The 10,340-nt window shown below is 74.8% G+C and carries 6 protein-coding genes; 5 read left to right on the top strand and 1 reads right to left on the bottom strand.

From position 1 onward, the window contains the following. Positions 1 to 23: 23 nt before the first annotated feature. The 5 genes from LGQ04_RS09730 to htpX all read left to right on the top strand — a co-directional run bounded on the left by LGQ04_RS09730 (position 24) and on the right by htpX (position 8,246). Positions 24 to 4,529, top strand: a complete 4,506-nt coding sequence (locus tag LGQ04_RS09730) for a type VII secretion EssC family protein (RefSeq protein ID WP_229243471.1) — start codon at positions 24 to 26, stop codon at positions 4,527 to 4,529. Between the two features lie 135 nt (positions 4,530 to 4,664). Continuing rightward, positions 4,665 to 4,937, top strand: coding sequence for a WXG100 family type VII secretion target (locus LGQ04_RS09725; protein ID WP_229243470.1), 273 nt, complete (start codon positions 4,665 to 4,667; stop codon positions 4,935 to 4,937). A gap of 118 nt (positions 4,938 to 5,055) precedes the next feature. Next, the gene (locus LGQ04_RS09720) at positions 5,056 to 5,529 is read left to right on the top strand and encodes an LpqN/LpqT family lipoprotein (RefSeq protein WP_229243469.1); all 474 of its coding nucleotides are present in this window, start codon (positions 5,056 to 5,058) and stop codon (positions 5,527 to 5,529) included. 240 nt (positions 5,530 to 5,769) lie between these two features. Next, positions 5,770 to 7,182 (top strand): FAD-dependent oxidoreductase, encoded by a 1,413-nt coding sequence (locus tag LGQ04_RS09715; protein WP_229243468.1) that lies wholly within the window; start codon positions 5,770 to 5,772, stop codon positions 7,180 to 7,182. A 176-nt stretch (positions 7,183 to 7,358) separates the two neighbouring features. Beyond that, positions 7,359 to 8,246, top strand: a complete 888-nt coding sequence (gene htpX / locus LGQ04_RS09710; RefSeq protein WP_229243467.1) for a zinc metalloprotease HtpX — start codon at positions 7,359 to 7,361, stop codon at positions 8,244 to 8,246. A gap of 16 nt (positions 8,247 to 8,262) precedes the next feature. Here the strand turns inward: htpX and LGQ04_RS09705 are convergent, their stop codons facing one another. Further along, positions 8,263 to 10,134 carry a hypothetical protein gene (locus tag LGQ04_RS09705; protein WP_229243466.1) on the bottom strand — a complete coding sequence of 624 codons (1,872 nt, stop codon included), beginning with the start codon at positions 10,132 to 10,134 and terminating at the stop codon, positions 8,263 to 8,265. Positions 10,135 to 10,340: the final 206 nt, after the last annotated feature.

Raw genomic sequence — 10,340 nt, 5'->3', positions numbered from 1 at the left:
CGACGGAAGCCGAGGACGACCCTGTGCGCATCAAGCTCACGCTGCACCGCCCCGACGCGTCGACGACGAACGTCGCCGTGACCGCGGACGCGACGGCGTCCGTGCGCGACGTCGCGGAGGCGCTGTTCGCGGGCGACCCCGCTCGCGCGGGCGCCGCCGTGCCGGAGCGCCTGACGTTGCAGGTCGCGACGAACCCGGCCGCCGGGTCGGGTGCCGGGCAGGGCCGCGTGCTGTCGCCGACGAGCGACCTCGTGGAGGCGGGCCTGCGCTCGGGCTCGACCGTCTCGATCGTGCGCGTCTCGGAGCAGTTCGACGCGCCGGGGCAGGACCGGGGGGCGGCCGTCGCGGTGCTGCGCGTCCTGGAGGGTCCCGACGCGGGGCGCGAGTTCCCGCTGCCGGTGGGCACGAGCTACGTGGGGCGCGACCGCCACATGGACATCCGGCTCTCCGACCCGCAGGTCTCCAAGCGCCACGCGCGCATCACGGTGGGCGAGACCATCGAGATCACGGACACGAACTCCGCGAACGGCCTCGTCATGGGCGGTCAGCGCATGACGCGCTCGGCGCTGACGTCGGCGGACACGGTGACGATCGGCACGTCCGTGGTGTCGGTCGTGGCCCTGCACCGGTCGACGAGCCTCGCGCCGACCAGCCCCGTCGTCGAGTTCAACCGGTCGCCGCGCGTCGTCGCGCGGTTCAAGGAGCGCAAGCTCCGGGCGCCGAAGCCGCCGCGCCCGCCGGAGGGCGCGCGCTTCCCGTACCTCGCGATGGTCGCGCCGCTCATCATGGGCGTGATCCTCTACTCGGTCACGAAGAACGTCCTGTCGATCGTCTTCATCGGTCTCAGCCCCATCCTCATGCTCGGGGCCTACCTCGACTCGAAGATGCAGGCGAAGCGGAAGTTCACGGCGCAGGTCGAGCAGTTCCGCCAGTCCGTGGCGGCGATGCGGGTCACGATCGAGCGCACGCACGCCGTGGAGCGCGCGGTGCGGCTCACGGAGGCGCCCTCGGTCGCGGACACGGTCGACGGGGTGCGTCGCCTCGGCGGGCTCCTGTGGACGCACCGGCCCGAGCACGACGCGTTCCTCACGGTCCGCATCGGGCTGGGCGCGGCGCCGTCGCGCACGCAGGTGGACCAGCAGTCGGAGAACGACACCCTGCCCCAGTTCTGGTCCGAGCTGGAGAAGCTGCACACGGAGTGCGCCACGATCGACGGCGTCCCCGTCGTCGCGCGGCTGCGCACCGACGGCGCCCTGGGCATCGCGGGCACCGGGCCGAGCGCCGACGCCGTGGGGCGCGGCGTGCTCGTCCAGCTCGCCGGCCTGCACTCGCCGTCCGAGCTCGTCCTCACGGCCCTGACGTCGCAGCGCTCGCGCGCCGACTGGGAGTGGCTCGAGTGGCTGCCGCACACGGGCTCCCCGCACAGCCCGCTCGGGGGCGACCACCTCGCCGACAACCCCGGTGCCGCGCTCTCGCTCCTGTCCCAGCTCGAGGACCTCGTCGAGCTGCGCGGCGCCGACCTGGGCGCCCGGGCGGAGCTGCGCGGCCCCATCGACCCGGACGAGCCGCAGGAGACGCCGAAGCCCGTGCTGCCGACCGTCGTCGTGCTCGTCGAGGACGACGCCCCGGTGGACCGGTCGCGCCTCACGCGCCTCGCGGAGCGCGGTGCCGACGCGGGCGTCCACGTCGTGTGGGTCGCGCCGACGGTCGAGCAGCTCCCCGCGGCGTGCCGCACGTTCGTGCTCGTCTCCGCGGACGACGGCGCGGCGACGACCGACGGCGCCGGGCGACCGGGCGCCGTCGGCGGGTCGACGGCGGGGGAGGTGCGGGTCGGACGGCTGTCCTACCCGGTGACGTGCGAGACGGTGGACCTGCCCACGGCGCACGAGGTCGCGCGCATCCTCGCGCCGGTCGTCGACGTCGGCGCCCCGGTGGACGACGACTCCGACCTGCCGCGCTCGGTGTCGTACCTGAGCCTCGCGGGCACGTCGCTCGCCGACGACCCGGGCCGCCTCATCGACGCGTGGCGCGAGAACGGCTCGCTCACGCCGCGCGACGGGTCGCCGCCGGTGCGCCGCAAGCGCCCGACGAACCTGCGCGCCCTCGTGGGCCACTCCGGCGTGGAGCCGCTGTACCTCGACCTGCGCACCCAGGGCCCGCACGCGCTCGTCGGCGGGACGACCGGCGCCGGCAAGTCCGAGTTCCTCCAGTCGTGGGTGCTCGGCATGGCCGCGGCGCACAGCCCGGACCGGGTGACGTTCCTCTTCGTCGACTACAAGGGCGGTGCGGCGTTCGCGGACTGCGTGAACCTGCCGCACACCGTGGGCCTCGTCACCGACCTGTCGCCGCACCTCGTGCGGCGCGCGCTGACGTCGCTGCGCGCCGAGCTGCGCTACCGCGAGCACCTGCTCAACCGGAAGAAGGCGAAGGACCTCGCCTCGCTCGAGCGCACGGGCGACCCGGACGCGCCGCCGAGCCTGCTCATCGTCGTCGACGAGTTCGCGGCCCTCGTCAACGAGGTGCCGGAGTTCGTCGACGGGGTCGTGGACGTCGCGCAGCGCGGGCGCTCCCTCGGCCTGCACCTCATCCTCGCGACGCAGCGCCCCGCGGGCGTCATCCGCGACAACCTGCGCGCCAACACGAACCTGCGCGTGGCGCTGCGCATGGCCGACGAGGACGACTCGACGGACATCCTCGGCATCCCCATGGCCGCGCACTTCGACCCGTCGATCCCGGGGCGCGGCGCCGTGAAGACGGGCCCGGGGCGCATCACCCCGTTCCAGACCGGCTACGCGGGCGGGTGGACGACGGCGCAGCCCGAGCGGTCGCGCATCGACGTGCAGGAGATGGCGTTCGGCACGGGGGCGCGCTGGGAGCTGCCGGAGCCCGAGGTGGAGGAGGTCGCGGACCCGGGTCCGAACGACATCGCTCGCGTCGTGTCGACGATCTCGGCCGCGGCCACGCAGGCCGGCGTGCCGGTGCCGCGCAAGCCGTGGCTCGCCGAGCTCGCGCCCACCTACGACCTCGCGCGCCTGCCCAACCCGCGCACCGACACGATGCTGCTCCTCGGCGTCGAGGACGACCCGGGCGCGCAGGCCCAGCCCACCGTCTTCTACGAGCCCGACCGCGACGGCAACATGGCGGTGTACGGCACCGGCGGCTCGGGCAAGAGCGCCACACTGCGCACCATCGCGGTGTCCGCCGCGATCACCGCGCGCGGCGGCCCGGTGCAGGTCTACGCGATCGACTGCGGCGCGAGCGGCCTGCGGATGCTCGAGGACCTGCCCCACGTCGGCGCCGTGATCTCCGGCGACGACGAGGAGCGCGTGCAGCGCGTCCTGCGGATGCTGCGCGACCTCGTGGACGAGCGCTCCGCCCGGTACGCCGCCGTGCGGGCCGGTGACATCACCGAGTACCGGCGCCTCGCGAACGCGCCCGACGAGCCGCGCGTCCTGCTCCTCGTCGACGGCATCGGCGCGTTCCGCGAGTCGTACGAGTTCCGTGCCGCGCACCAGTTCCCCGTCTGGGGAGCGTTCTCCGCGGTCGCGACGGACGGCCGCCAGGTCGGGGTCCACCTCGTCGTCGCGGGCGACCGGGCGGCGTCGGTCCCGACGGCGCTCGGGTCGACGATCCAGAAGCGGCTCGTGCTGCGGCTGGCGAACGAGGACGACTACCTCACCCTCGGCGTCCCCAAGGACGTCCTGTCGCTGACCTCGCCGCCCGGCCGCGGCGTGCTCGACGAGAACGAGGTGCAGGTCGCGGTCCTCGGCGGCGACGCGAACGTCGCCCTCCAGTCGCGCGAGCTGGGTCGCCTGCGCGACGCGATGGTGCGCCTCGGGATCTCTGCGGCCCCGGGGGTGGACCGCCTGCCGGACAGCTTCACGCTCGCGGACCTGCCCGTCCTCGCGGCGGACCGCCCGACGATCGGTCTCGACGACCTCGACATTGCGCCCGTCGGCCTGCCCGCCCGCGGCACCTTCATGCTCGCCGGCCCCCCGGGCGGTGGTCGCACGACGGCGCTCGTCACGATCGCGCAGACCGTCCGGCGGGCGCGCGCCGGGAGGGTGGTCTACCTCTCGCCGCGCCGCACGAGCATCTCCGGCCTCGACGCGTGGGACACGGCGGCGACGTCGCCCGAGGACGTCGTGACGCTGCTGGGCAGCCTCACCGCCGCGCTCGAGTCCGGGTCGCTGCGCCCGGGCGGGCTGACGGTCCTCGTCGAGTCCGTCACGGAGTTCACGGGCACCCCCGCCGAGCAGCCCCTCGCGGCGTTCGTGCGGACCGCGGTGCGCGCCGAGCAGCTCGTCGTGGGGGAGGCGGAGTCCTCGACGTGGGGGCAGGCGTGGGCGATCGCGCAGCCGTTCAAGGCCGGCCGGTCGGGGCTCCTGCTCACGCCGGGCGACCTCGACGGCGACAACCTGCTGGGCACCGGGCTCGGCAGGCTCCGCCGCGCGGACTTCCCCCCGGGACGGGGCTTCCTCGTCGTGTCCGGCCGGGCGCGCAAGATGCACGTCGCGCTGCCCGAGTAGCAGCGCGGTGACCAGGGGTTTCGCCGATGGGGACCGGTCCCCATCGACGGATCGCGTGGCGCGATGGTTGAGTCGTGCCATCGACAACGCAGGGGCGTCCACATCGGGTGGCCGCCACGACGGAAGGGGAACACCATGGCTGGTGGCATGTGGGGCGCGAACGTCGAGGAGCTCCGCGGACTGGGGCAGACGCTGCAGCAGAAGGCGGACGAGATCCGCACGACGATGCAGCAGCTGAACAGCCAGATCCAGGGCGTGCCGTGGGAGGGCCCGGACGCCCAGCAGTTCAAGGGCAACGACTGGCCGGCCGCGCAGACGCAGCTGAACAACGTCGCGCAGACGCTGAGCGACGCGGGCCAGAAGGCCCAGCAGAACGCGCAGCAGCAGGAGCAGGCGTCGAACTCCTGATCCCCGGAGCCTCGACCCGAGGGCGCAGGACCGTCAGGTCCTGCGCCCTCGGCGCGTCCGGGGCCCTCCTCTGGGAGACTGGGCCCCGGACCACCCACGACGAAGGGCTGCCGAGCGCATGACCGAGCTGCACTACCCGAGCGACGACTTCCCCGCCCCGGTGGGCGTGCGCGTCGAGGCCCCGGACGGCTGGGTGCCGTTGCCGCACGTCGCGCTCCCGCTGGCGCTCGGCCGCGAGGTCCCGGAGGGCGAGTTCAACCCCAACGTCATCGTCGTGGTCTCGCGGGTGCGGTCGGACGTGACGATCGACGACGCGCACGCCGAGGTGCTGCGCAAGCTGCGCCCGCTGCCGAAGCTCCGTGAGCTGGGCTCGGGCGAGGCCGACGTCGACGGGCTGGCCGGGCGGTGGGTCGAGGCGTCGTTCAAGGGCGGGGCGGGCACGGTGCTCGTCCAGGCGGTGCGCACCGTCCTCGTGCCGCGTGGCCCGGTCGCGGACCTCGTGCAGACCACGGGGACCTGCACGATCACCCAGCACCCGTGGGCGGCGGACGAGATCCGGGCGGTCCAGGACAGCCTGCGGCTCGACCGGTAGCGGGCGCCGCAGGACCCTCACCGTTTACATTCGCCCGGATCACAAGACGGCCTATCCGCCTGGCGAGACCGCTGGCACAGTAGGAGGGTCGGGAGAGGGCTGGGTGAGGTCACCCTCACCCGGTCGTACAATCGAGATGGTCTCCGCGGCCGGTGCTCCCCGACCGCCACGGTGCGGCCGGGCGACACGCCCGCCCGCGAGCACCAGACTCCCGTCCTCGACCGGAAGGCGTCCTGTCCTGTGAGCAGCATCCGTCCCCTGCGCGTCGCGATCGTCGGCGCGGGTCCCGCCGGGATCTACGCCGCGGACATCCTGTCCAAGACCGATCTCGACGTGAGCATCGACCTCTTCGAGCGTCTGCCCGCACCGTTCGGCCTCGTGCGCTACGGCGTCGCGCCCGACCACCCGCGCATCAAGCAGATCATCGTCGCGCTGCACAAGGTGCTCAGCCGCGGCGACATCCGCCTGCTCGCGAACGTGGACTACGGCGTCGACCTCAAGCTCGACGACCTGCGCCAGTACTACGACGCCGTGATCTTCTCCACCGGCTCGATCCGCGACGCCGCGCTCCCGATCGAGGGCATCGACCTGCCCGAGTCCTACGGCGCGGCCGACTTCGTCTCCTGGTACGACGGGCACCCCGACGTGCCGCGCACCTGGCCCCTCGAGGCGCAGCAGGTCGCCGTGCTCGGCGCGGGCAACGTCGCGCTCGACGTCGCGCGCATCCTCGCGAAGCACGCCGACGACCTTCTCCCGACGGAGATCCCGCAGAACGTCTACGACCTGCTCAAGTCGTCGCCCGTCACCGACGTCCACGTGTTCGCCCGCCGCGGTCCCGCGCAGGCGAAGTTCTCCCCGCTCGAGCTGCGCGAGCTCGGCCACGTGCCCGACGTGGACGTCGTCGTCTACCCGGAGGACTTCGAGTTCGACGAGGGCTCGATGGCCGCGATCAACTCGTCCAACCAGACGAAGCAGGTCGTCAAGACCCTCACCGACTGGACGCTCAAGGACCCCTCCGAGCTCACCGCGTCGCGCCGCCTGCACCTGCACTTCCTCCACGCCCCCGCCGCGATCCTCGGCGACGGGAAGGTCGAGGCGCTGCGCACCGAGCGCACGCGGCTCAACGGCGACGGCACCGTCTCCGGCACGGGAGAGTTCCACGAGTGGCCCGTCCAGGCGGTCTACCGCGCCGTCGGGTACTTCGGCTCGCCCCTGCCCGAGATCCCGTTCGACGAGCTCAAGGGCGTCATCCCCAACCGCGAGGGCCGCGTCGTCGACATCGACGGCGAGCACCTGCCCGGCGTGTACGCGACCGGGTGGATCAAGCGCGGCCCGGTCGGGCTCATCGGACACACCAAGTCCGACGCGTCCGAGACGATCCGCCACCTCGTCGAGGACGTCACGGGTGCCGGCGACGGCGGCGACGTCGCCACCGCCGACCTCGGTGCGGGCCGCACCGCGCCGCACGGGAGCCCCGAGGCGGTCGTCGAGTTCCTCGCCGAGCGTGGCGTGGACTACGTCGAGTGGTCCGGCTGGGAGCTGCTCGACGCGTACGAGCGCGGCCTCGGCGAGCCGCACGGACGCGAGCGCATCAAGGTCGTCTCCCGCGAGGACATGATCCGTGTCGCGCGGGGCGAGTCGCAGGTCGGCTGACCTCCACGACCCCGAGCACCGCACGACGGCGCCCCGCCCACCCGGGTGGGGCGCCGTCGTCGTCCCGGGAACGTGCCGCCGCCCTCGCGCGTTCTGCAGATGGGCACCGGCGAGGCGGGTGCCCCACGGGCGGCCCCGCACCACGGTGGGCCGCCCGGAGCGTGGAAGGAGCGCACGTGGGACGACGCCAGCACTTCAACGGCCTGAAGACGGCCGCGCTGTTCGGGGTCATGTGGGCCATCGTCCTCGGCCTGTGGGCCGTGTTCGGTGCCCGCCCGAACCTGCTGTGGCTGTTCGTGGGCGTCGGTCTCGTCACGACGTTCTACGGGTACTGGAACTCCGACAAGATCGCGATCCGGGCCATGCACGCCCGGCCGGTGAGCGAGCTCGAGCAGCCGGCGATGTACCGGATCGTGCGGGAGCTCTCGACGGAGGCGCGCCAGCCGATGCCGCGCCTGTACGTGTCGCCGACCCAGGCGCCCAACGCGTTCGCGACGGGTCGCAACCCGAAGAACGCGGCGGTGTGCTGCACGGAGGGGATCCTGCGCATCCTCGACGAGCGCGAGCTGCGGGGGGTGGTGGGGCACGAGCTCATGCACGTGTACAACCGCGACATCCTCACGTCGTCGGTCGCGGGGGCGCTCGCGGGCGTCATCACGTCGCTCGCGCAGTTCCTGCTGTTCTTCGGCGGGGACCGGGAGCGGGGCGGCAACCCGCTCGCCGCGCTCGCGATGATGATCCTCGCGCCGATCGCCGCGATGCTCGTCCAGCTCGCCATCTCGCGCACGCGCGAGTACGACGCGGACGAGGACGGTGCGCGCCTCACGGGGGACCCGCTCGCGCTGGCGTCGGCGCTGCGCAAGCTCGACGCGGGGACCAAGCGTGCTCCGCTGCCGCAGAACCGCGACCTCGTCGACGTGTCGCACCTCATGATCGCGAACCCGTTCCGCGGCGCGGGGGTCGGGAAGATGTTCGCGACGCACCCGCCGATGGCGGACCGGATCAAGCGTCTCGAGGCGATGGCGGGTCAGGGTCAGGGCTACGGCGGGATCACCTACCACTGACGGGCCGGGTCGGCCCTCAGGGCACCTGGCCGCCGAGCAGGACCCCGCCGACGAACGCGACGACGCCGAGCGCGGCCACGACGGCGCTGGGGCCCGGGCGTCGTCGGGTGTCGCCGGACCCCGTGCCGTGGACGGCGCGGTCGTGGGTGGTGAGCAGGGCGTCGCGTGCCGCGAACGGGTCGGCGGCGCCGCGCACGAGGCCGCCGGTCGCCGCGGCGGGCAGGAGGATCGCGTCCGCCTGCTCCAGCGACGTGGCGGCGACGCGCACCACGAGGGCGTCGGCGCTCGCGACCACGGCCTCGACGCGGCGCCACGGGACGTGGGCGTCGAGGAGGGCGCCGCGCACGACGAGCGCCCGCGGGCGCGGCGCGAGCGCCGGCTCCGCGGCCCACGACCACGCGTGCAGCCCCCACGCCACGAGGACCGCGCCGCCCAGGAGTCCGAGGGCCGAGACCTCGGGGGCGAGCAGGGCGCCGAGCGGGAGCCCGAGGACCGCCGCGAGCCAGGGGCCGACCCGGCCGGTGCGCACGGCCAGCCGGAGCAGCCGGTCGTGCGCGCCCGCCGCACCCTGCGCCCCCGGACCCTGTGCCCCCGCTGCCGGCCCCGCCGTGCCGTCCCGGGTCGTGCCCTGCCCGCCGGCGCCGGCGGACGCGAGCGTCGGGCCGCCGACGTGCCGTCCGCGCCCGCGCGGGAGGTCCACGACCGTCTCGGTGACGTACCAGCGGTCGTCGGGCCCGCGCAGCGCGACGGGGGAGCCGTCGGCGACGAGACCGACGACGAGCACCGGGGTGCCGTCCCAGGTGGGCGGCGATTCCGGCGGCCAGTCGTCCTCGGCGTGACCGTGCGCGAGGTCGAGGAGCTCGTCGTCGGAGACGGAGCCGACGGGCCGGTCGAACGGGTCCTCGTGCTCGGCGGTGTCGGGCGGCTCGGAGAGCAGGAGCAGGTCCTGGGCGGCGGCGAACGGTCGGCCGTCGTCCGCGGCCGACAGGAGCACGTCGCGGCCGTCCCACGTCGCGCGCACCCGCACCGCCGGGGCGTCGTGCACGAGCAGACCTCGCACCCGGCGCCGACGCGCGGTCTCCCGCCCGAGCAGCACGAGCCCCACCACGGCCCCGCCCGCGGCCGGCAGGAGCACGAGGGACGGGTCGAACGCGTCGTCGACGAGCTCCGCCCGGCCGTGCCGGTCGTACCGCACGACGACGGCGGACCCGACCTCCGGCGTCGTGGAGGGGAGCGGGACCGCCAGGTCGAGGCCGTCGACGTCGACGACGGCCGTCCAGTCGTCGTCGACGAGCGCGACGACCGTGCCCTCGGCGACGGTCGCCGACGCGCGGAACTCCTCCGCTGCCCGGACGTCGCGGACGAACCAGGCCGCGCAGGCGACGGCCCCGACCAGGGTGACCGCGCCGAGCGTCGTCCAGCCCCCGCGTCGGCGCACGGCGTAGGCCCGCGCCGGGGGCTCGCCGCCGGGCACGACGCGCGGGCCGCCCCAGAGCCCGGCGGCGACGCGCTGGCGGGCGCGAGCGGCCGCGTCCACGGTGGCGAGCGCGACGAGCGCACCGGTCCCGCAGAGCCCGACGAGGAGCGGCGCGCCCGACGTCCCGGCGGCGCTCGCGGCCGCGGCCGCGGCGGCGACCCACAGACCGGTGCGGGGTGCGAGCAGGAGCGTCACGAGCGCCCCGAGGGCGACCCCGGCGGCGACCACCGTGCCCCAGTACCCGGGGTCGGCGACGACCTCGGCCGTGGACGGGCCGTCGTCGTCCGGCAGCAGGAGCACGACGAGGGCGACGGTCGCCACGAGCGTCGCGGCCGCGGCGGTGGCGAGGTGGCGCACCGCGGGCCGGCGCCGCCACAGGGCGACGTCGTCCGCGGTCAGGAGGCGGGTCACGCGCGCAGTGTACGTCCGGGGGAGCGCACCCCCCGGACGACCGTGTCCCGCCGAGGCGTGGGCGGTCCTGGCACGGGTGTGACCTGGCGGCGTGACGCACCGGCCAGGTGACCTGGCTCACGATCCACCGGGACGAGCCCGCGGGCGTCCTAGCGTGGCAGGAGGCCCGGCTCCCCCCGGGCCGGTCGCCGCGGGTGGTGCCCGCG

The sequence above is a fragment of the Cellulosimicrobium marinum genome (assembly GCF_020551945.1).
In the GTDB taxonomy this organism is placed as follows: Bacteria; Actinomycetota; Actinomycetes; order Actinomycetales; family Cellulomonadaceae; genus Cellulosimicrobium; species Cellulosimicrobium marinum.
This window is presented reverse-complemented; position numbering and strand designations above follow the sequence as displayed.

Excerpts from the sequence above, each read along its gene's own strand:
- LGQ04_RS09725 (WP_229243470.1), top strand. The coding sequence starts at position 4,665 with ATGGCTGGTGGCATGTGGGGCGCGAACGTCGAGGAGCTCCGCGGACTG.
- LGQ04_RS09720 (WP_229243469.1), top strand. The coding sequence starts at position 5,056 with ATGACCGAGCTGCACTACCCGAGCGACGACTTCCCCGCCCCGGTGGGC.